Raw genomic sequence first — 20,592 nt, 5'->3', positions numbered from 1 at the left:
GAAGTGTTAAATCGAGCAAACTTAAGTATCCCGTTAAAAAGAAAAATGCCGGTCAGCTTAACTGACCGGCATTACGGCCATGCCGGGTTTTTTATCACTAAATTCTGGCTATTATTTCTTCGTCAGAATTTCTTCAGCATTAGCAGCGGCCCATTCATTCCAGGCTGCAACTTTTGCGTTAAAGTTTTCAACCGCCTGTGCCGTTGCTTCAGTAATCAGGCCATCAATTTGTTTAGCGTATTTCTTATCTACTTTAGAAACAGGTACCACTTCAATACCACGCTCTTGTAAACCTTTTTTCATGGTATGAGTGCGTAATAATTGCAGCTTGCCATCTTCAACATAAAAGTACTGACTTTCTTTGTTGATAGTTTTAAACTTTGGCTTAGTTGGACGCTTGTCAGCTTTAGGCTGCTGCTCAGCACCTTCAAGTACCACTACATCATTGTTTAGCTTATAGCCCAGCTGTTCCAGCGTGAATCCCTGCGACTTTGCTAATTGCTCCAGTTGAGCAATTAATTCAACTTCTTTTTGCCGCTCGGCTAATACTGCATTTAATACATTAATGACATCAGTCAGCTTAACCAGGGAAAGCTCTTTAGCTGCTTTTTTAAGTTCGCGTTTATCTAATAAAATGGACATTATATTCTCCGTTGATATTGCATTGCCCTAGCATAAGCAATTCAACGAATAAAATAAAGTTAACTATGACACTGTTTTATATTAAACATTTCAACTCATTCAGCGTCTGTTAAGATTGAAACTATTTCCGCCGTTTTTTGTTCCATTAACGCACTATTCTGTTGCGATTCTACATTTAACCGCAACACATTTTCTGTATTTGAACTGCGCAAATTAAAGCGCCAACCATCAAAGGCCATACTCAGGCCATCGGTATAATCGGTTTGATTGGCCAGCGGCATATAATGCTGTTGCACTTTCTGCACCGCTTGTTGCGGCTGGTCAATATGAAAATTCAATTCGCCAGATGATGGATACGCCGCAATCATATCTTCTACCAGCTGTGATAGCGATTTGGCTGAAATTGACACAAGCTCTGCTACCAGAAGCCAAGGCACCATGCCACTGTCGCAATAGGCAAAATCACGAAAATAATGATGTGCACTCATCTCGCCGCCGTAAATTGCATCCTCAGCACGCATACGCTCTTTAATAAAAGCGTGACCGGTTTTACTGATGACACTTATGCCGCCATTCCGGTTAACTATGTGCTGGGTATTCCAATACAAACGTGGATCATGAATAATTTTTTGGCCCGGGCTTTTTTGCAAAAATGCTGCCGCCAATAAGCCGACAATATAATAGCCTTCGATAAATTGGCCTTTTTCATCAAACAAAAAACAGCGATCAAAATCGCCATCCCAGGCAATACCAAAATCAGCCTGATGTTCAATTACCGCCTTTGAAGTCGCAGCACGGTTTTCTGGCAATAATGGGTTAGGAATACCATTTGGAAAAAGGGCATCTGGCTGATGATGTACTTTAATAAACTCAACCGGCACGAGGTCCCGGGCAAATATGGCCTCAATGGCGTCAATAACATGGCCGGCAGCGCCATTGCCGGCGTTAACAACCAACTTCAATGGTTTGAGCTGTGCAGGGTATATAAAACTCAGCATGCAGCTTACATAAGCATCCAGTATTGACTGTCTCTGCCAGCTTGCCTGTGCCCAGTTAAATGCCGCTGAGCTGTCAGCTAACTGGCAAAACTGACTAAATTCGGCAGCCGGAAAAGGTTCTTCCAGTAAAGCTATGGCCTGTTGCTTAATATCATTCAGGCCGCTGTCACCACTTATAGGTCTGGCATTATGCCTTACCAGCTTCATCCCATTGTAATCAATAGGGTTGTGGCTGGCGGTTACTTCTATTGCGCCATCAATTGGCAGATACTGGGCAGCAAAATACACTTCTTCAGTGCCAGTCATACCTAAATCAATTACATCGACACCTTCGCTAAGCAAGCCCAAAGCCAAAGCCCGCTTTAACGGCTCGGATGTGGCGCGTACATCAGCCCCCAAAGCCACAGTGCCGGCTTGTACCACTTTGGCGTAAGCCCGGCCAATACACCAGGCCAGATGTTCGGTTAATTCCTCCCCCAGCTTGCCACGAATATCATAGGCTTTAAAACAGCGCAGGGCGTTATCAGTTGCGGCCATATTTATCCTCAAACCTGACAATGTCATCTTCTCCAAGATAGCTGCCTGACTGCACTTCTATCAATTCTAATGGTATCTTGCCGGGGTTTTCTAACGAATGTATGGTCCCTACCGGAATAAAGGTTGATTCGTTTTCGGTAACTAAAAATTCGTTGTCGCCGTTGCGCACCAATGCAGAGCCACTCACCACCACCCAATGTTCTGCCCGGTGATGATGCATTTGCACCGATAACTTAGCGCCAGGTTTCACGGTAATATGTTTCACCTGATAGCGGTTGCCATTATCAACAGAATCATACTTCCCCCAGGGACGGAACACTTCACGGTGTAAATCCACTTCGCTACGGCCATAACTCTGCAGTTTGGTCACGATATTTTTCACAGCTTGAATATGGCTCTTACTGGCGACCAGCACGGCGTCTTTGGTTTCTACCACCACCACATCATCCAGGCCTATTACCGCCACCAGCCGCTCTTCAGCATTGATATAACTGTTGCGACACTGATCCAGCAGTACATCACCACGACAAGCATTGCCCTGCTCATCTTTTGCCATCACGTCCCACAGCGCATCCCAGCTTCCGACATCGCTCCAACCGGCATCCAGCGCCACCATCACAGCATTCGCTGACTTTTCCATTACTGCGTAATCTATTGAGTCGGACGGGCTGGCCGCAAAAGCGGTTTTATCTAAACGGATAAAGTCCAAATCGCGGCTTGCTTTTAACATTGCCTGCTCAGCGCAAGTTACAATCTGTGGCGCAAATTGTTTAAGTTCTGCCAGCAAACTGCTGGCCCGGAACAGAAACATACCGCTGTTCCAGTAATATTGACCTGAGTTGACAAAGCCGGTAGCCGTTGCCAGATCGGGCTTTTCACAAAATTCGGCTACGGTAAAAACCTCTGCAGTCAAACTTGCATCCGTCTGCTCGGCCTTACGAATATAGCCATAGCCGGTATGCGCACAGGTCGGTACTATGCCAAACGTCACCAATTTGCCTTGTTGTGCCGCCGGTGTAGCCAATTCAATGGCCTGGTGAAACGCCGGTATATCGCGGATGGCATGATCGGCAGCCAACACCAACAGCAAAGCATCCGGGTTGTCGGCCACGGCTTTAACAGCGGCAATCGCAATGGCAGGTGCCGTATTGCGCCCAACCGGCTCCAGAATAATATCGGCCTGCTCAGTTGCCAGTTCGCGTAACTGCTCTGCCACCATAAAGCGGTGATCTTCGTTGCAAATCACCATTGGTGATTCTAACGCTGGCAAACCTTTTAAGCGCAGCAGCGTGTTTTGCAGCATGCTTTTATCATTTAGCAGCGGTAAAAATTGTTTAGGTTTTTTCGCCCGCGATAAAGGCCACAAACGGGTTCCGGAACCACCGGACAAAATAACGGGTATCATACTGACTCCTTTCAATAAATTTCCATTTAACCGCAATATAGCGCACAGTATAGCCACAGACAGCAGCCGTCGTCAGCAGCAGTATTAGCTTTATCTGTAATCGCCTGTTGGCTTTTGCGGATATATTTAGCTGGTCGGTGCTCTAAAAGCGGCTAAAATCGGCTATCGTGTCGCCATTTTCTATGCAGGGTAGATTTATGCCAGATTTTAAACAACTGTTCTTAAACAATAAAAACTGGGCGGACCGGATTGAAAAAGAGCAACCCGGTTTCTTTAAACAATTGTCTGAGCAACAGGCGCCGGAATATTTGTGGATTGGCTGCTCCGACAGCCGGGTGCCGGCCAATGAAATAGTCGGCCTGTTACCGGGCGAGCTTTTTGTGCATCGCAATGTTGCGAATTTAGTCGTGCATTCTGACATGAACTGCTTGTCGGTACTGCAGTATGCAATTGATATTTTAAAAGTTAAGCATATTTTAGTCGTTGGCCACTATGGTTGTGGCGGCGTCAAAGCGGCGATGACCAAGCAACGAGTTGGCTTTGTAGATAACTGGCTGCGCAATGTTAAAGACGTTTACGCTATACATCGGGATGAAGTGGATAGTATTGCCGATGAGAATGAGCGGTTAAACCGGCTGATTGAGCTAAACGTGATGGAGCAGGTGCGCAACCTGTGCCACACCAGCTTCGTGCAGGAAGCCTGGGAGCGCGGCCAGCCATTAACTATTCATGGCTGGGTTTATAGTTTACGCAATGGCCGGATAAAAGATTTACGTGTCAGCCACTCCTGCGCCGATAAAATTGACGATATTTACACGCTGGATCTGACAGATGCCAGCGTGAGCGAAAAATAGTTATTTAAACCTGATTTGCTGCTGTGCTACCGGTTTATAGGTAGCACTGTGGCCGTCAACCCAGGTACCATTTTGCAGATAACTTGATTTGGTATGGAGGCTGCCATCGGGCATAATGCGGCTAAATGACTTTACCTGGGTAATACCATTCTGGTTATTTTCTACCATTTCCAGTGCCACTATCTCACCAAGTTGGCTATCAAAACTCATAGTGCCATGGGTGTAAAAACCTGCTGTAGTAAAGTAGTAATATGCCAGGCTTTGTTTGCTCTCGTCCCAGAAAATAAACGACTCTCCACCATATTGACCGTCATTAACTGAATGAACCGTTTTTATCGCCTGGCCATTTAACGCCCGGCTCCACAATGCTCGATCGATGACTTTTTCTGCCGCTCCCGGCTGACTGAGCTCACCTTGCCAGTGCTGCTCCAGGTAGGGCCGCAGCGGCTCCAGCTTCGGATGCAGCTCGCCTTGACCGGCAGCAACCAGCGCCGTACTGCACAGTAACATTAACGCTGGTAAACAATATCTCACAACACTCCGCATAACCTGACTCCTTTCGCTATTAATTGGCCAAGTATCAAAGAAAACACCCGCATTGTAAAACCGCTATTACAGGATCACCGTTTTATTGCCATGTACAAATACCCGATCTTCTACAACCAACTGTAACGCTTTACTCAGCGCGGCTTTTTCTACATCGCGGCCGGCACGTGCCATATCATCAGCGCTATAGTTGTGATCGACCGGCGCCACCATTTGCTGAATAATAGGACCTTCATCCAAATCATCATTTACGAAATGCGCGGTAGCACCAATAATTTTTACGCCACGCTCAAATGCCTGCTGGTAAGGGTTAGCACCGATAAAAGCAGGTAAAAAGCTGTGATGTATATTAATAATTTTCTCCGGAAACTGCGCGACAAAAGCCGGGGTTAAAATGCGCATAAACTTGGCCAGCACCAGGTATTCCGGTTCATAAGGTTTTATAACTTCAAGCAACGCCGCTTCGTGCTCCGTGCGGCTTAACCCCTGATGGCTGACATAGTGGTAGGGTAAATCGAAGCGGGCCGCCAGCTGCTCCAGCTCAGGGTAATTCCCCACTACGGCTGCAATATCTAACGCCAGCGAGCCATCAAATACTTTGATCAGGATATCACCCAGACAATGCGCTTCTTTAGTTACTAATACCACCACCCGCTTGGCGCGTTGGCTGACTAAGCTACGCTCGGATCCCGCTGGCAGGGCACGGTCTAAATCAAATAACAGCGTCGCATCGTTAAACACGCCCTCAAGTTCGGTGCGCATATAAAAGCGGCCACTTACCGGATCAACATATTCGGTATTGCGGCTGATGTTCAGCTGGTGTTTGTAGCAAATATTGGTGATTTGTGCGATCAGCCCTTTAGAATCGGGACACTCGGTTAATAAAATCTTCCGTTCCATGATAGTGAATTACCTTGTTCAATTTAACCTACGTTTTACCCCATCTTAGGCTATAGCGTCAAAGACATTCAGACGTCCTCTACTTAACTTGTTGTTTTGGCAAAAAACCGCATAATACCGCTCATTACCTTTATAAGTGTCTGCTCAGGAGAATATGGCGTCGTATCAGTTTAATGCGGTGGGTTATATCAGCTCGCCCTACAAGCAAAAATTTGCTATTCCGCGCCAACCCGGCCTGATAGCGGAGGCTACCGGCTATTTAGTGCTGGAAGATGACTACAGTGACGACGCCATTGTGCGCGGCATCGACAGTTTCAGCCATTTGTGGTTGCTATTTGTGTTTCACGAAACAGCAGACAAAGGCTGGTCCCCCATGGTGCGGCCACCACGTTTAGGCGGTAATGCACGTAAGGGCGTTTTTGCCACCCGCGCAACGTTCCGGCCAAATCCGGTTGGACTGTCTGTTGTAAAACTGGAGGGTGTTGAGCGCAAAAATGGCAAGCTAATGCTAAAACTCAGTGGTATTGATTTGCTTGACGGTACCCCGGTACTGGATATTAAACCCTACTTGCCTTACGCCGATGCGCTACCCGACGCCGCCGGTGGTTTTGCCGATGCGGCACCTTTTACCGCGATGACGGTAAGCTTTGCCGAACAAGCCAGCCATTTTTGCCTGCAGCAAACCCAACACCCTGATTTAAAGATATTTATTGAAAAGGTGTTAAAGCAGGACCCCAGACCGTCGTATAAAAAGCAGCGTGAAGGTGAACAAAGTTACGGCATGACGCTGTATAACTACAATATTAAATGGACCGTGAACGGAGAACATAACCATGTTACTGAAATCCTTCAGCTACCTGAGTAGTCTGGCAGCTGCAACAACCTGTGTTGCCGTGTCCGCCACTGCGCTACCTGACTTACCCGAGCCGGTAAGTAATAATGCGGTTGCCACCACCTCGGTGCGAGGTAAAACCTATATCGCCAGTTTTATGGGCATAGGCCCGGGCAAACAGCACGCTGATATTCACAACAAAGTTTTTATGCATACGGTCGGCGAATTTAATTGGCAAACGTTACCGGCGGTACCAAGCCAGCAACGTTTAAATGGCCGCATTGCAGCCAGTGCGGTAGCACTAAACAATAACTTTTTTGTTTTTGGTGGCTTTACTGTTAACGCAGACGGCACTGAACAAACTGCCGCAGACAGCTACCGGCTGGATCCGGTTACCCGACGTTACACCAAACTTAACGATATACCGGTGCCGGTCGATGATGCTGTGGCGTTAACTTACCAAAACCGTTATATCTATCTGGTCAGCGGCTGGAGCGATTATGGCAATGTTAATCTGGTGCAGGTTTTTGATAACTTTACCCAGCGCTGGTCGCAGGCCACTCCCTTTCCCGGTAAGGCAGTGTTTGGCTTAGCTGGCGCTATGGCAGATAACCACATGCTGCTATGTGATGGCGTAGCACTGCAATATTACGCCGATAAGAAGCGCGAATATAAAGCTGAACCGGCTTGCTACCTCGGCAGCGTAGGCGAAAACGCAAATCAGATCGACTGGCGAATTATTGAGCACCCAACCGGCACCGCCCGTTACCGCATGGCCGGCATCAATACTAAAATCGACGGTAAAGATATGTTGGTGTTTATCGGTGGCAGCACTACCCCGTATAACTACAATGGTATTGGCTACAATGGCACGCCGGCATTGCCTGACAGCAAAGTCTGGGTATTCTCGCTCGACGAAAAGCGCTTGCTAAAAGCAGCCGACACTACGCCAGTTATGGACTTACGCGGCCTTATTGACATAGATGGCGACATTTACTCAGTTGGTGGTATGCAAAATAACCAGCAAGTCAGCCCGCAACTGATTAAACACCAGATAAAACTCCAATAGAATTGCCCCTGCCGCCTTGCTAGAATGGCGGCAATTTTTTAGCACGACATACGAGAATACGATGCGCAGCAGTCAGTACTTACTATCTACCGTTAAAGAAACCCCGGCCGATGCCGAAGTCATCAGCCACAAACTTATGCTGCGCGCCGGTATGGTGCGTCGTGTTGCGTCTGGCATGTACACTTATCTGCCTACCGGTGTGCGGGTATTGCGTAAAGTTGAGCAAATCGTACGCGAAGAAATGAATAAAGCCGGCGCCATTGAAGTGCTAATGCCAATGGTGCAACCGGCCGAACTGTGGCAGGAGTCCGGCCGCTGGGACAAAATGGACGCCGAGCTGCTGCGCTTTAAAGATCGCCACACCCGCGACTTTGTACTGGGCCCAACCCACGAAGAAGTGATCACCGATTTAGTACGGCGCGAAATCACCAGCTACAAACAGTTGCCACTGAATTTGTACCAAATTCAGACTAAGTTCCGTGACGAACGCCGGCCACGCTTTGGCGTAATGCGCGCACGCGAATTTTTAATGAAAGACGCCTACTCGTTTCATTTAAGCCAGGACAGCCTGCAGCAAACCTATGACGCCATGTATCAGGCCTATTGCAATATCTTTAGCCGTTTAGGCTTAGATTTCCGCCCGGTACTGGCCGACACCGGTGCTATCGGCGGCAGTATGTCACATGAATTCCACGTGCTGGCCGCCTCTGGTGAAGATGCCATCGCCTTCTCAGATGAAAGCGATTACGCAGCGAACATTGAAATGGCAGAAGCTTTGGCGCCTGCTGGCGAACGCGCCGGCGCAACACAAGCGCTGGCAGAAGTTGCTACACCTAACGCCAAAACCGTCGCTGACGTAGCAGCGCTATTGCAGCAGGATATGGCGCTGGTAAGCAAAACGCTGATTGTATACGCCGCCAAAGCCGACGACAAAGCAGCGCAAACACTGGTAGCCCTGGTGCTGCGTGGCGACCACGAGCTAAACGAAATTAAAGCTGAAAAGCTGCCGCAGGTACAAAGCCCACTGGTATTTGCCTCTGAGGAAGAAATCCGCGCTGCCATTGGCGCAGGTCCGGGTTCACTGGGGCCGGTAGGCATGCCGCTGCCGGTTATTGTTGATCGCAGCGCCGCGCATTTAGCTGACTTTATCTGCGGTGCCAATAAAGATGGCTATCATTTAACCGGCGTAAACTGGGACCGTGACATTAAAGACTACAGCGTGGCCGATTTGCGTAATATTGTTGAAGGCGATACCAGCCCGTGCGGTAAAGGTAAGCTGGTTATCAAACGCGGCATAGAAGTCGGTCATATCTTCCAATTAGGCGATCGCTACTCTCAGGCATTAAAAGCCGGCGTGCTGAACGAAGAAGGTAAACACCAGATCATGACCATGGGCTGCTATGGTGTCGGTGTATCGCGCATTATTGCTGCTGCTATCGAGCAAAACCATGATGACTACGGCATTATCTGGCCGGATGCAATAGCACCGTTTCAAATTGCGCTTATTCCGATGAATATGCACAAGTCGGCACGCATTGAAGAAGCCACAGTGCGTTTATATAACGAGCTGACTGCTGCCGGTTTTGAGGTGCTGTTTGACGATCGTAAAGAGCGCCCCGGCGTGATGTTTGCCGATATGGAACTGATGGGCATTCCGCACAGCATCGTCGTTGGCGAGCGTAACCTGGACAACCAGCAAGTGGAATACAAAAACCGTCGCAGCGGCGAAAAAGAGATGTTAGATATCGCCGCTGTGGTTGACGCTATGGCACAAAAATTGGCGAAATAAGCCGGTTATTAGCGACAAAAAAGGCAGCGAATTCGCTGCCTTTTGTTTCTAAATGTTAGCCAACTTTACATCCATCCGTTGATGAATTATCGCTAACACATCAATGCCAGTACTATTTAGTCGATAAAACACCCGATGCTGCAACACACTAAAACTAAAGTAATCAGCACGGACATCTTCGCGCTTAACGCCAAGTGCAGGGTTTTGTGCCAATTGATTAAGACTGTGGAATAGCTGAGACAGATAACGATCCGCTTGTGCCTTGCCCCAGTTTTCTACGCTATACAGCCAAATTTGTTCTAAATCATCTTTGGCATGCTGCCTAAGCTGATAACGCCGGTTCATTTACCGTATTTCTGCTTCAATTCTGCGACAAAGCGAAGCTCATCAAAGTTTTCCACTTTAGGACTTTGCTCTGCAGCTTCGAGCTTGCGCCGCAGCTCTGCCAGCTTAAATTCATCTTCTTCCAACAAGCGCAGTCCTGCACGCACTACTTCGCTAACAGACTGGTAGCGCCCCTGCTGCACCCGCTCGGCAACAAAATGCTCAAAGTGCTCGCCCAAGGTTACAGATGTATTACGTGCCATAAAGCCTCCATATAACTGTATTAGATATTAATACATAATCAGGCGCTGACAACCTTAGTGATTAAAAAAGGCAGCCGAAGCTGCCTTAGTCTTGCTAATTTTTTAGTTAAAACAGCAGGTTTTTACCGAAGAAGATGGTTGATACGGTATTAACGAAAATTATTGCCAGGATCAGTGGAATAAAGGTACCCAGCGAGAAGTTAACGTACTTTTGCAGTAAGGACCCGGCAAAGCTGCTGTTGCCCTGGCTTATTTCGGCATCCAGATTGTGCTTTTTCCAACGATAACTGACAAACAGACACAGCAACAAGCCATTTAATGGCAATATCGTCTCATAAAACACATCTACCACTATCTGAAAAAACGATTTAACAGTAGGCATGCCATCCGAGCCCAGGCCGTAGCTGGTAAGGTTAGTCAGAAACTCGACCCGGCCAAACGACAACGCACTTACCACGGCCAGCGCGATCATAACGGCACCTAAAGTATACAAAGCTTTACGTCGTGATACCCCTTTGCCATCCATTAAACTGGCTACCGGCACTTCAATAATAGAAACCAGTGAGGTTAACGCGGCAAAAAACACCAGCAGGAAAAAGAAACTGGCAATAAAAGATGCACCGAAGTAACCAATATCAGCCTGCAGCGCCAGAAAGATTTTTGGCAGGAACATAAAAATCATGCCAATGCTGGACTCAGATAATTCGCTAAGCTGAATATCCGGGTTGAAGGAAAATACCGCAGGCAGGATCAATAAGCCTGAGCAACACGCTACCAATACCGACAAACCCGCCACCATTTTGCCAGCCTGCACGATATTGTTGTTTTTCTGAATGTAAGAGCCGTAAGTAATTAAAATACCCATCGCCAGCGACAACGAGAAAAACGCCTGCGCCAGTGCGCCGTTTAATACTTTGCCGGTTAGCTTGTCAAACTCAGGAATAAGGAAAAACTTAACACCCAACATGGCGTTATCCAGCGTAAAAACGTATATAACCAGCGCTATCAGCATAACAAACAGCATTGGCATCAATACCCGTGCCGCCTTCTCTATACCCTGCTTTACCCCGCCTTGCAAAATAGCAAAGGTCAGACCTATCACTATCGCCATATAGATAAACAGCTCATTGCTGTTAATAAAACTGTTGAAGCTGTCTGGCGCAGCAAGCTCGGTTAACTGCCCCATAATAGATTTAGCCAGATAGCCAAAAATCCATACGGTGATCACCAGATAAAACACACCGATCATAAACGGCGTGATCACCGACATCCAGCCTGCAGTACGCCAGGCCCGGCTCTGGCCAATTTCAGTATAAGCCCCGAGCGGGTTCTGCCGGGTATGGCGACCTAAACTCATCTCAGCCAGCATCACTGGCAAGCAGATAAAAAATACGAAAAAAGCATACATGATTAAAAAGGCGGCACCGCCGTTTTTGCTGGCCATTACCGGAAAGGCGACCAGATTACCTATACCTACGGCTGAACCGGCGGCTGCCAGTACAAAGCCCAGGCTGGAGCTAAATTGTTCACGTTTCATTAGTACGCGGACTCCCTGAATCTTTCTTATTAGAATAATTGAGCAGTGCTCATTTTTTTGTAAGCGCCCTGCATGCTAACAGGCTGTTGCGTTAAATCCTAGCCTGTACTGCTCCGATGCGTTCATTAACGTTGGAACCAGGCTGTGGATCTGCTATCTTGCGCCAGTTAAAACCGGCTCTGCAAAAGGACAACCCACTATGTTCTACATGATTTATTCTGAAGATGTTGCTGACAGTTTAGAAAAGCGTCTCGCTACCCGGCCAGCACATCTGGCCCGCTTAGAGCAACTGAAAAACCAAGGCCGCTTGTTACTGGCCGGCCCTACGCCAGCCATTGATAGCCTTGATCCGGGTGCTGCCGGTTTTAGCGGCTCGTTAGTCGTCGCAGAGTTTGCCAGCTTAGCCGACGCCCAAAGCTGGGCCGATGCCGACCCCTACCTGGCCGCCGGCGTGTACGCCCGTTCAATAGTAAAACCCTTTAAAAAAGTATTACCGTAAATGACAGGCAACAAGGACAGTCGCATGAGTTATGTATTACTTACCGGCGGAGCAGGTTATATTGGCAGCCATACCGCGCTGGAGCTTCTCACCGCCGGCTTTAATGTGCTGAGTTTTGATAACTTCAGTAACAGCTCAGATGAAGCACTTGGCCGCGTGCAACAACTCACGGCTAAACCGCTAATAAGCATTAAAGGCGATATTCGTGATGAAGCAGCGCTGCGTCAACTATTTACTGATTACAACATTAGTGCTGTGGTGCATTTTGCCGGTTTAAAAGCGGTGGGCGAATCAACACAACTACCACTGCATTACTACGATAACAATGTAACGGGCACGCTTACCCTGTGCCGGGTAATGCGCGAATTCGGTGTAAAAAAGCTGGTATTTAGCTCGTCGGCTACCGTGTACGGTGACGCTAAGCAGGTACCAATTCCGGAGACGGCACCACGCTCGGCGACCAATCCCTACGGCCAGAGTAAATTGATGATCGAGCATATGCTTGAAGATCTGCTACGCGCTGAACCTGACTGGGGCATTTGTACTTTGCGTTATTTTAACCCGGTAGGCGCCCACGAAAGCGGCCAGATCGGTGAAGACCCTAACGGTATACCAAATAATCTGATGCCATTTATTGCCCAGGTAGCAGTTGGCAAACGTGACAAACTCAGTGTATTTGGCAATGATTACCCTACCCCGGATGGCACCGGTGTGCGCGATTACATTCATGTGGTTGATTTAGCCCGCGGCCATGTTAAAGCGCTGCAATATCTGGCAAAGCATAGCGGCATAGAAGCGATAAACCTCGGTACAGGCACCGGTTACAGCGTTCTGGATATGGTTAATACCTTTAGCCGGGTGAATCAGGTAGCGGTCCCCTATCAGATAGCCCCCCGCCGGCCGGGTGATATTGCCAGTTGCTACGCACAGCCAGCTAAGGCGGCAAAACTGCTGGGCTGGCAAGCAGAAAAAACGCTGGATGATATGGTACGCGACAGCTGGCGCTGGCAATCTACTAACCCCAATGGCTACAACGCTAACTGATAAGCCCCAGCTCTAACGCCAACAATACGGCACGGGTGCGATCGCGCACCCCCAACTTAGATAATATCGCCGAGCATTGATTCTTTACCGTGCCTTCAGATTTAAACAGCGCAGCAGCAATTTCTTTATTGCTATAGCCTGCTGCCATCAGCTGCAAAATCTGCAACTCCTTATCAGTTAAAGGCTCAAGCTGCGCCGGCATAGTAAAATCGCTACTGCTATTGCGCACCGTACCTAACAGGCGCTCGGTAATATTCGGCGCAAACCAGCTGCCGCCGCTGGCAAGGGTGGCAATGGCCTCGACCAGGGTTTCCAGCGACACGTCTTTTAGTAAAAAGCCGCGCGCCCCCAGGCTGATACTTTTCAGCACTAACTCATGCTCGTCAAAGGTGGTTAAAATAAGTACCGGTACTGAGATAGCCGCTTGTTGCAGCGCCGCCAGCGTTTGCACACCATTCATTACCGGCATCGATAAATCCAGCAAAACAACGTCCGGTTGATGCTGCTGACAGGCGGCAACTACACCGCTGCCATCGGCACATTCAGCAACGACTGTCACCTGGCCGGATAGCCGGAGTAAACTGTTGATACCATCGCGGATCAATTTTTGATCATCGACCAGTAGCACCTTATGCATTTTCACTCTCCATATACGGCAGCCTCAGGCGAAGGTGCATGGCCTGTTGCGTCGAGTCTACCAGCAGTACGCCACCACATTCGGCAAGTCGTTCCTGCATACCTTTAATACCATTGCCCGGTCGCCAGTTTGCCGCCAGCTTACCATTATCCACCATGCTCAGTTGCAGCTCACCGTCAGTAACAGCGGCAGTGATCTGCAGGTCAGTCGCGCCACTGTGTTTCAGGCAATTGCTAATCGCCTCTTGCACAATACAGAGTAAATGCTGCGCTTGTTGCAAATCATTAAGCATAATATCGTCAGGGATCTGCAGCCTGACCTTAAGCTGCTCTGGTAATAGCGCCACTAACGGCTGTATCGCGTCTAACAGCGAAACGTCTGCATATTGACGCATGGTGCTGACCGCTTCACGGACATCAGCCAACAATAATTTGGCCAGCTGATGGCATTTGGTTACCTGTTGTTTGGCTTCACCCTCGGTTAAATGCCCCGCTACCTGCAGCTGTATGGTTAGTGCCGTTAAATGATGCCCGACCAAATCATGCAAATTGCGGGCAATACGGGTGCGTTCACTCTGGCGGGAGGCCGCCTGCAGCAATTGCTGGGTAGCCTGCAGTTGCTGATGTTTTTGCTCCAGTTCGTCTTTGGCCATCTCAGCATCGCGACTGGCGCTTTGTACCAGCACAGCAAACAGATGGAAACTGCCATATAGTAGCGCGGTGATCCACACTGTATTGCCCGTTTGCCACGCCACCATGGCATGCCAGCTAGCCACCACCACTACCACCACAAGCATTGCTACAGCAGTACGCATTACAAAAGGCAGCATCGCCGCCCAGATAATTGTCAGGATAGCAAGAAACTCGAATTGTCCGGCAGGTAACAGCCACAGCAGTGCAAAGGCAAACACCAGTTGCAGGGCCAACAGTGGCGGGCCAAAACGACCACGCAGGGCGAAGTCAAATTGTTCTTGTGTCAACGCGATAAACAAACCGCCATACAGCAGGAATAACAGATGCACCTGCCACAGGTTTTGGCCAGCCTGGCCATTTTGCAGTAAAAAGATGCTGATGCCATACACCATCAGCCAGGTCAGTACACCGGCCAGGGTAGCGAAATCAAATTTTGTTTTCATCAGCGCATTATGCGCAACAAATAAATATCCGCAATAGGCCAGAAGTCATAGTGAAAAATCCTGACTTCTGGCACCTGTGCGTAACAGTCGGTCGCAATACACTGAGTACAACCACTTAGGAGACTGATTATGTCGGCATTACACAGCATCTTGTTATACACACACATCGCACTTGGCAGCATTGCATTACTGCTTTTTTGGCTACCGGTTATCGTTAAAAAAGGTAGCAAGTTACATAACAACGCCGGGCAAGTATTTTATTACATCATGCTACTGGTATCCGGCTCTGGCATGGTGATGAGCGGCTTAACCATCTACGATCCGCTCGCCATCTATCCTATGCCCAATTTAAGCGGAATTGAGCTGCAGCGCTTTTTGGGTTGGCGCGTTGTATTTTCACAATTTTTATTGTTGTTAAGCCTGCTTACCTGGGTGTCCGTACGCCATGCTATTGGCGTGCTGTTAGCCAAAGCCAATCGCAACCTGTTAAAACGCCTTAGTTTTCTTGGGCCAGTATTGCTTATGCTGCCATTATCATTGTTTGTCGCCTGGCAAGGATACAAATTTAACCAAACATTACTAATGATTTTTGCCGGCGTGAGTTTTTATACCGCAGCAAGTATTTGTGTCTATGTATTTAAAGCAGAAATTAAACCACGGCAATGGATTATTGAACACTTCACCTCAATGGTAGGTACCGGCATTGCGGTTTATACAGCATTCTTTGCTGCGGGCGGCCGTCGCATTGTAAGCGAGTTTTTGCCAGAACAATGGATGATGCTAACCTGGCTGGCAGCACCAGTAATAGGCATTGGCTCCATCATCTTGTTTAAAGGCTACTTTCAGCGCAAATACAAAGTGGAAACCAAGCAAAACAACGCTTTACAACAAGCCTAATACTGCCTTAATGTTTGTGACAAAAATAAAGTGAACCTGCTAATGCAAAATGCGAAGCTTAAAGACCGTGTGATCTGGATCACCGGTGCCTCGGGTGGTATCGGTGAGGCCCTGGCCCGTGAGTTAGCGGCCGATGGCGCCAGACTGGTGTTAAGCGCCAGGCGGCAAAGTGAACTGGAACGGGTACGCAGTAGTCTGGCAAACAGTGCCCAGCATCTGTTACTGCCACTGGACATCACCGACAATAGCGCCGTTGCCGATGCCATTGACACTATTCAACAACAGATCGGTGGCCTCGACTGGCTAATTAACAATGCCGGTATCAGCCAGCGCGCCCTTATCATCGATACCACGCCAGACACAGATCGCAAACTGTTTGAAGTCGATTATTTTGCTCAGGTTAATTTAACCCGCCAGGCGTTGCCGCTACTGCTGGCCGACGGCGGTGGCAAAGTTGTGTTTGTATCTTCTGTTGCCGGCTTGGTTGGCACCCAGTATCGCGGCAGTTACTCCGCCGCTAAAGCTGCACTGCATTTATGGGCTAACAGCTTACGTGCAGAATTTTTTGATCAGGGCTTGCGCGTTGCAACGATATTCCCGGGTTTTGTTAAAACCGACGTATCGCGCAATGCATTAACCGGCAATGGCAGCGCGCTGGGAACTATGGACGACGCTCAGGCCAATGCCATGAGCGCTGAAGACTTTGCCGAACAAGCCGTAAAAGCGCTGCTAAAAGGTAAAAGCTATATAGTTATCGGCGGCTTAAAAGAGCGTTTAGCCGCACTGGTTTCGCGCTTATCGCCTGAACTTCTGTATAAAATGATCCGTAACAGCAAAGTGCGCTAGACATAAAGTCGTGGTACTGACAAGATTGTTAATCTAAACTGATTAACATCTGTTCAGCTATAGGGATCAGCTGCAATGGCCTACATTCGTACCTTGCTGTTAATAATGGTCGCTTCCGTCTTACCTGCTGCCACAGCAGCACAGTCACGCCAGGAACAGTTCCCACCGCTACGTCTGCTTACCGAACACAGCCCGCCGGGTATGTATCTGGACGAACAAGGCAAAGTCGCGGGTGTTACCGTTGACCTGATACGCATTTTGCAGCGCCGGTTAAATGAAGCGGGCGAAATTGAATTATTACCCTGGGCCAGAGCCTTCGAGCTGGCACGCAGTCAATCTAATATTGCCCTGTTTGAAACGGCCCGCAGCAAAGACAGAGAAAATCTGTTTAAATGGGTTGGCCCGCTGAAGCTTATTCAAACTGCGCTGTATGGCCATAGCAGCCGCTTCGAACCGGACCTGAACTCTGCAAGGCTAAACCCACGTTTGATAGCATGTGACTACGTTAATTCGCAAAATATCAGTTTCTTAAAAAGTACTGGCTTTGACGACACACGCAATCTGATCCTAACCAGCAAACATGGCGAATGCTTTAATCTGTTTACCGCAGGTAAAGTCGATTTAATTATTCTCAATGATGCCGCAGCAGCACAAGTAGAAGCCAGCTTGCAGGCAGCCGGTAACAGTGGCTTGTTTCGCGTTAATACCCTGCAGGAAACCGAGCTGTATCTGGCATTTTCACGCGATGTCAGTGATGACAGAATAGCGGCCTGGCAACAGGCGCTGGAGCAAAGTTACCGCGACGGCACCATGCGGCAATTATATCAAAGCGTTTATTCTGAAGCCGCTATCACACGGCTGGAGGCAATGGCCGCAACCGACGAGCCCAAACTACAACGCCTGATAAATTAAACGGCTACCCAGCAGCAACATACTGATGCTAATCAGGTGATAAAACGCGGTTTCACTGAATTTATGTTGTAGGACTATGCCAAGCTTTACCCCCAGCCAAACCAGCGGCAAGCTGAGCAACGCATAACCGAATAGGGCCATATTAAGTTGCCCCAGCATTAAATAGGGCGGCAATTTCAGCAGATTGACCACGGCAAAAAACACAACCGCCGTAGCCAGATACTGCGATTTTGCTAAGCCTTGCGGTAATAAATACATATTCAGCGGCGGCCCGCCGGCATGAGCTACGAAGCTGGTAAAGCCGCTTAGTGCGCCAAGCACACGGCCAGCCCAAGCCGAGGTTAACCTTGACTGATTAACCAACTTTAGCAACATGTTCAGCGCAAATAGCAACGTAATTATTCCCAGTAAAAGGCGTAACCGGGTTTCATCTAACCAGCCAAAGCTGATGTAGCCGAGCACTATACCCAGCACAGCAGCCGGCAGTAACAGTGTTAAATGCGCTCTACTGTGCTGCCCCCACCACTGACGCAGGCTAAGTACATCGGCAATGATTAAAATAGGCAATAACAACGCCGCCGCCAACGCCGGGCTTATTACCAGCGACATTAACGGCACGGTAATACCGCCGATAGCACCGGCAAAACCGGATTTGGAAATGCCGGTCAATAGCACAGCCATAGCAATAACCAGCAGGGTGAATATATCGATATCAGGCACAAGTAAGCCTTGTTTTAGTATGTGTTTTCAATTAAAAACACATTCTGCAAATAACGGGGATGTCTGAGTAAGCCTTAAAACCAAGCTATCGTTACATAGTTTTATTCCCGATTACAGCGTTTATGAATAGGAAGAATATGTCGTTGCTGAAAAACATCGTGGCTGTATCGACACTGTCATTGTTTATTGTGTCTTGTGGTAAGCCTTCCAGTTACACCGCTGAATTTTTTTCCGATAAGCTCAGCGATGGCAGTAACGGGCCGCAGCTAAGTGTTATCCCGACAGGGGCAGGCATTGCCGGTGAAGAATACACGAATTCAACCGGATACTTTGGCCCGCAACGCGCTATAAAAAACAGCACTGCTTTTGCCATAACCCGCGCTGAAATTACGTTTGCGCAATACGATAAATTTGCTAACGCCACTAATCGTGCCTTACCGGACGACAGAGGCTGGGGCCGGGGCGATATGCCGGTGATTAATATCAGTTGGATGGACGCTACAGCCTACGCTAAATGGTTAACAGAACAAACTAACCAGTATTACCGTTTGCCCTCTGAAACAGAATGGGAATATGCCGCCAGAGCAGGCACCAAAACAGTGTATTGGTGGGGTAATGAATACATTCAGAGTAAAGAACACTGTGATCGGGATATTGGTAATTGCACAACTGGCACTGAAGCGGCGCAACCGTGGATATTTGGCCGCTACAACGCAAACTCTTATGGCCTTTATGACGTCTCATCTAATGTAGCAGAGTGGGTACTGGATTGCGATGATGAAAACCGTCGTTCAAATGATACAAAACCAGTAGAATCAGGCGATTGCGAATACCGCATTGTCAAAGGCGGCAGTTACTCAGACCGGGCACACAACATTCGTTTGTCTGCCCGGAGCGCTTTATCTATTGACGCTAAATACCCATCAGTTGGCTTCAGGTTGGTAAGGGAAATACACTGATGAGAATGTTGCAATGCCCTGCATGCAAACTCCAGGTGAGTTTAAAACAGGCTGCATCAACTAAAAAAGTTAACGATATCTTTATGTTGCAGTGCGCTAATTGCCAACAATGGAGCCATGAAAACCGCAAAGCAGCCGTAGTAAAAAACCTTGGTTTAATGCTAATGATAACCGGCTCAGTGATAGGCTATTTTCAGCTTGGTGGCTTTATCACCGGCCCGTTGATTGCAGTCATCGGCGGTGTAATTGCGGTTGCTACGCTACTTGGTGTCCCTCGGGCGATTTATACCGGCAATTAGCCGCACTGGTGTCCAGGGTTTCGCCGCGTCACTGCTGTAAAAGTATTACGTTAAAGTTATTCATACACTACATTAAGCTGTGGAGCATATCGAGAAAGGTACTCAGCCACTGCCTGGTATTCATCAATTGCAAATTGCCACTCGTCGCCATTGTTCCAAGCCAGTTGAATAAATGCGACACCGCGGTCGTGGTCTTTGCCCAGCACCAGTTTTTTTACATTAGCCGGTAACACCTCACCAGCAATATACAACCGGTCATGCTGTACTGACAAATTCGCTAGCATGCTATCATTTAGCTCTGCATCTTTTGCCGCTGGTGGTCTTTGGGTCACGTAAGTTACAAACATCGAAATGCCGGAAACCAATAAAATAAGCAGGTAACTTCGGTCACTGCTTAAGCCTGCAATGAAACAGAAAGTGCTCCATATTATCAAAGAAAGTACGGCAATTGTCTTTCGAACCCGCGACAAACGCTGCCAGCCAGCACGAAAAGTTAGCCTGTTATGCTGGTTGAAACGAAATATATTACTTTTTTTCATAGTCCTGGCAGGCTCCGGCAATCTAAACAGCTAATCTTGGGCTAAGCAGAAAATTTAATTTTTTTTATCGTAAAAATTTTCTTTAATTATCTTATGCTCACCCTGCAAATCGTTCCACTTTACAGACAAGGTCTTCTCACAATTATCGTCAACATGAAGTAAAATTTCTAAAGTATTTAAATCGTCGTCTTTAATTTGCCAACTCAACAGGCTTTCCTTTTGCACAGGAGAGCCGATAAGGCTATACAGGTTTTCACGACGATAATTAAATTTTCGAAATTCATTTAATAGTTGCGACACCTCTTTTGGAATCGCCGATGCATACCTTGCTTCATGGTAATACACCCATTTTTAATTGACGCTGAAAGTAGAAGGTTGCGTTATTAAAGCCTGTTTGTATTTCGGTGGT

24 protein-coding genes are annotated in these 20,592 nt (G+C 48.0%); 11 read left to right on the top strand and 13 right to left on the bottom strand.

Annotation, left to right across the window (positions count from 1 at the left end; all coding sequences use genetic code 11):
• Positions 1–111 precede the first annotated feature (111 nt).
• The 3 genes from MN202_RS19875 to MN202_RS19865 form a co-directional block, all read right to left on the bottom strand.
• Positions 112–642, bottom strand: a complete 531-nt coding sequence (locus MN202_RS19875) for an H-NS family histone-like protein (RefSeq protein WP_335737892.1) — start codon at positions 640–642, stop codon at positions 112–114.
• 95 nt (positions 643–737) lie between these two features.
• Entirely contained in the window at positions 738–2,177 is a 1,440-nt protein-coding gene (locus MN202_RS19870; protein WP_335737891.1) for a phosphohexomutase domain-containing protein, read from the bottom strand.
• Complete coding sequence (locus tag MN202_RS19865) at positions 2,164–3,582, bottom strand: mannose-1-phosphate guanylyltransferase/mannose-6-phosphate isomerase (RefSeq protein WP_335737890.1); 1,419 nt, start codon at positions 3,580–3,582, stop codon at positions 2,164–2,166. Before MN202_RS19865 ends, MN202_RS19870 begins: the two co-directional genes overlap by 14 nt.
• A gap of 197 nt (positions 3,583–3,779) precedes the next feature.
• Between MN202_RS19865 and can the strand changes: the two genes are divergently transcribed.
• Positions 3,780–4,436 carry a carbonate dehydratase gene (gene can / locus MN202_RS19860; protein WP_335737889.1) on the top strand — a complete coding sequence of 219 codons (657 nt, stop codon included), beginning with the start codon at positions 3,780–3,782 and terminating at the stop codon, positions 4,434–4,436.
• On the opposite strand, the gene MN202_RS19855 is transcribed toward can, so the two are convergent.
• Entirely contained in the window at positions 4,437–4,970 is a 534-nt protein-coding gene (locus tag MN202_RS19855; protein WP_335737888.1) for a hypothetical protein, read from the bottom strand.
• 78 nt (positions 4,971–5,048) lie between these two features.
• Entirely contained in the window at positions 5,049–5,882 is an 834-nt protein-coding gene (gene purU, locus MN202_RS19850; RefSeq protein ID WP_335737887.1) for a formyltetrahydrofolate deformylase, read from the bottom strand.
• A 154-nt stretch (positions 5,883–6,036) separates the two neighbouring features.
• On the opposite strand from purU, the gene tsaA reads away from it, so the two are divergent.
• From tsaA to MN202_RS19835, 3 genes are all read left to right on the top strand, one after another.
• The gene (tsaA, locus tag MN202_RS19845) at positions 6,037–6,747 is read left to right on the top strand and encodes a tRNA (N6-threonylcarbamoyladenosine(37)-N6)-methyltransferase TrmO (protein ID WP_335737886.1); all 711 of its coding nucleotides are present in this window, start codon (positions 6,037–6,039) and stop codon (positions 6,745–6,747) included.
• Positions 6,716–7,783 carry a Kelch repeat-containing protein gene (locus MN202_RS19840; protein ID WP_335737885.1) on the top strand — a complete coding sequence of 356 codons (1,068 nt, stop codon included), beginning with the start codon at positions 6,716–6,718 and terminating at the stop codon, positions 7,781–7,783. The genes tsaA and MN202_RS19840 overlap by 32 nt, the downstream gene beginning before the upstream one ends.
• 61 nt (positions 7,784–7,844) lie before the next feature.
• Complete coding sequence (locus tag MN202_RS19835) at positions 7,845–9,572, top strand: proline--tRNA ligase (RefSeq protein WP_335737884.1); 1,728 nt, start codon at positions 7,845–7,847, stop codon at positions 9,570–9,572.
• A gap of 48 nt (positions 9,573–9,620) precedes the next feature.
• Here the strand turns inward: MN202_RS19835 and MN202_RS19830 are convergent, their stop codons facing one another.
• The 3 genes from MN202_RS19830 to MN202_RS19820 form a co-directional block, all read right to left on the bottom strand.
• Positions 9,621–9,917 (bottom strand): type II toxin-antitoxin system RelE/ParE family toxin, encoded by a 297-nt coding sequence (locus tag MN202_RS19830; RefSeq protein WP_335737883.1) that lies wholly within the window; start codon positions 9,915–9,917, stop codon positions 9,621–9,623.
• Positions 9,914–10,159, bottom strand: a complete 246-nt coding sequence (locus MN202_RS19825) for a type II toxin-antitoxin system ParD family antitoxin (protein WP_335737882.1) — start codon at positions 10,157–10,159, stop codon at positions 9,914–9,916. The genes MN202_RS19830 and MN202_RS19825 overlap by 4 nt, the downstream gene beginning before the upstream one ends.
• A gap of 106 nt (positions 10,160–10,265) precedes the next feature.
• Positions 10,266–11,696, bottom strand: coding sequence for a sodium-dependent transporter (locus MN202_RS19820; RefSeq protein ID WP_335737881.1), 1,431 nt, complete (start codon positions 11,694–11,696; stop codon positions 10,266–10,268).
• A 199-nt stretch (positions 11,697–11,895) separates the two neighbouring features.
• Between MN202_RS19820 and MN202_RS19815 the strand changes: the two genes are divergently transcribed.
• Both MN202_RS19815 and galE read left to right on the top strand, forming a co-directional pair.
• The gene (locus MN202_RS19815) at positions 11,896–12,195 is read left to right on the top strand and encodes a YciI family protein (RefSeq protein WP_335737880.1); all 300 of its coding nucleotides are present in this window, start codon (positions 11,896–11,898) and stop codon (positions 12,193–12,195) included.
• Positions 12,196–12,219: 24 nt separating this feature from the next.
• Complete coding sequence (galE, locus tag MN202_RS19810; RefSeq protein WP_335737879.1) at positions 12,220–13,239, top strand: UDP-glucose 4-epimerase GalE; 1,020 nt, start codon at positions 12,220–12,222, stop codon at positions 13,237–13,239.
• On the opposite strand, the gene MN202_RS19805 is transcribed toward galE, so the two are convergent.
• Both MN202_RS19805 and MN202_RS19800 read right to left on the bottom strand, forming a co-directional pair.
• Complete coding sequence (locus tag MN202_RS19805) at positions 13,232–13,876, bottom strand: response regulator transcription factor (RefSeq protein WP_335737878.1); 645 nt, start codon at positions 13,874–13,876, stop codon at positions 13,232–13,234. The two genes, galE and MN202_RS19805, sit on opposite strands and share 8 nt — an antisense overlap.
• Entirely contained in the window at positions 13,869–15,011 is a 1,143-nt protein-coding gene (locus MN202_RS19800) for a sensor histidine kinase (protein ID WP_335737877.1), read from the bottom strand. Before MN202_RS19800 ends, MN202_RS19805 begins: the two co-directional genes overlap by 8 nt.
• 129 nt (positions 15,012–15,140) lie before the next feature.
• Between MN202_RS19800 and MN202_RS19795 the strand changes: the two genes are divergently transcribed.
• The 3 genes from MN202_RS19795 (at position 15,141) to MN202_RS19785 (ending at position 17,666) form a co-directional block, all read left to right on the top strand.
• Positions 15,141–15,908, top strand: coding sequence for a hypothetical protein (locus tag MN202_RS19795; RefSeq protein WP_335737876.1), 768 nt, complete (start codon positions 15,141–15,143; stop codon positions 15,906–15,908).
• Between the two features lie 42 nt (positions 15,909–15,950).
• Entirely contained in the window at positions 15,951–16,754 is an 804-nt protein-coding gene (locus tag MN202_RS19790; protein WP_335737875.1) for an SDR family oxidoreductase, read from the top strand.
• Positions 16,755–16,829: 75 nt separating this feature from the next.
• Positions 16,830–17,666, top strand: a complete 837-nt coding sequence (locus MN202_RS19785) for a substrate-binding periplasmic protein (protein ID WP_335737874.1) — start codon at positions 16,830–16,832, stop codon at positions 17,664–17,666.
• Here MN202_RS19785 and MN202_RS19780 read toward each other — a convergent pair.
• Positions 17,646–18,386 carry a sulfite exporter TauE/SafE family protein gene (locus MN202_RS19780; protein WP_335737873.1) on the bottom strand — a complete coding sequence of 247 codons (741 nt, stop codon included), beginning with the start codon at positions 18,384–18,386 and terminating at the stop codon, positions 17,646–17,648. The two genes, MN202_RS19785 and MN202_RS19780, sit on opposite strands and share 21 nt — an antisense overlap.
• A gap of 137 nt (positions 18,387–18,523) precedes the next feature.
• Between MN202_RS19780 and MN202_RS19775 the strand changes: the two genes are divergently transcribed.
• Positions 18,524–19,345: a formylglycine-generating enzyme family protein gene (locus MN202_RS19775; protein WP_335737872.1), complete on the top strand. Its 822-nt coding sequence runs from the start codon at positions 18,524–18,526 to the stop codon at positions 19,343–19,345.
• Between the two features lie 35 nt (positions 19,346–19,380).
• A complete protein-coding gene (locus MN202_RS19770; RefSeq protein WP_335737871.1) occupies positions 19,381–19,644 on the top strand; it encodes a PHD finger domain-containing protein in 264 nt (87 codons plus the stop codon).
• A gap of 56 nt (positions 19,645–19,700) precedes the next feature.
• Here the strand turns inward: MN202_RS19770 and MN202_RS19765 are convergent, their stop codons facing one another.
• Both MN202_RS19765 and MN202_RS19760 read right to left on the bottom strand, forming a co-directional pair.
• On the bottom strand, positions 19,701–20,183 hold the full coding sequence (locus MN202_RS19765; protein WP_335737870.1) for a hypothetical protein: 483 nt from the start codon (positions 20,181–20,183) through the stop codon (positions 19,701–19,703).
• 54 nt (positions 20,184–20,237) lie between these two features.
• On the bottom strand, positions 20,238–20,390 hold the full coding sequence (locus MN202_RS19760) for a hypothetical protein (RefSeq protein WP_335737869.1): 153 nt from the start codon (positions 20,388–20,390) through the stop codon (positions 20,238–20,240).
• Positions 20,391–20,592 lie beyond the last annotated feature (202 nt).

Origin of the sequence: Rheinheimera muenzenbergensis, assembly GCF_036984005.1 — a bacterium.
GTDB lineage: Bacteria > Pseudomonadota > Gammaproteobacteria > Enterobacterales > Alteromonadaceae > Alishewanella > Alishewanella muenzenbergensis.
Note: the sequence above shows the minus strand (reverse complement) of the source record. Positions and strands in the feature narration are given on the sequence as shown.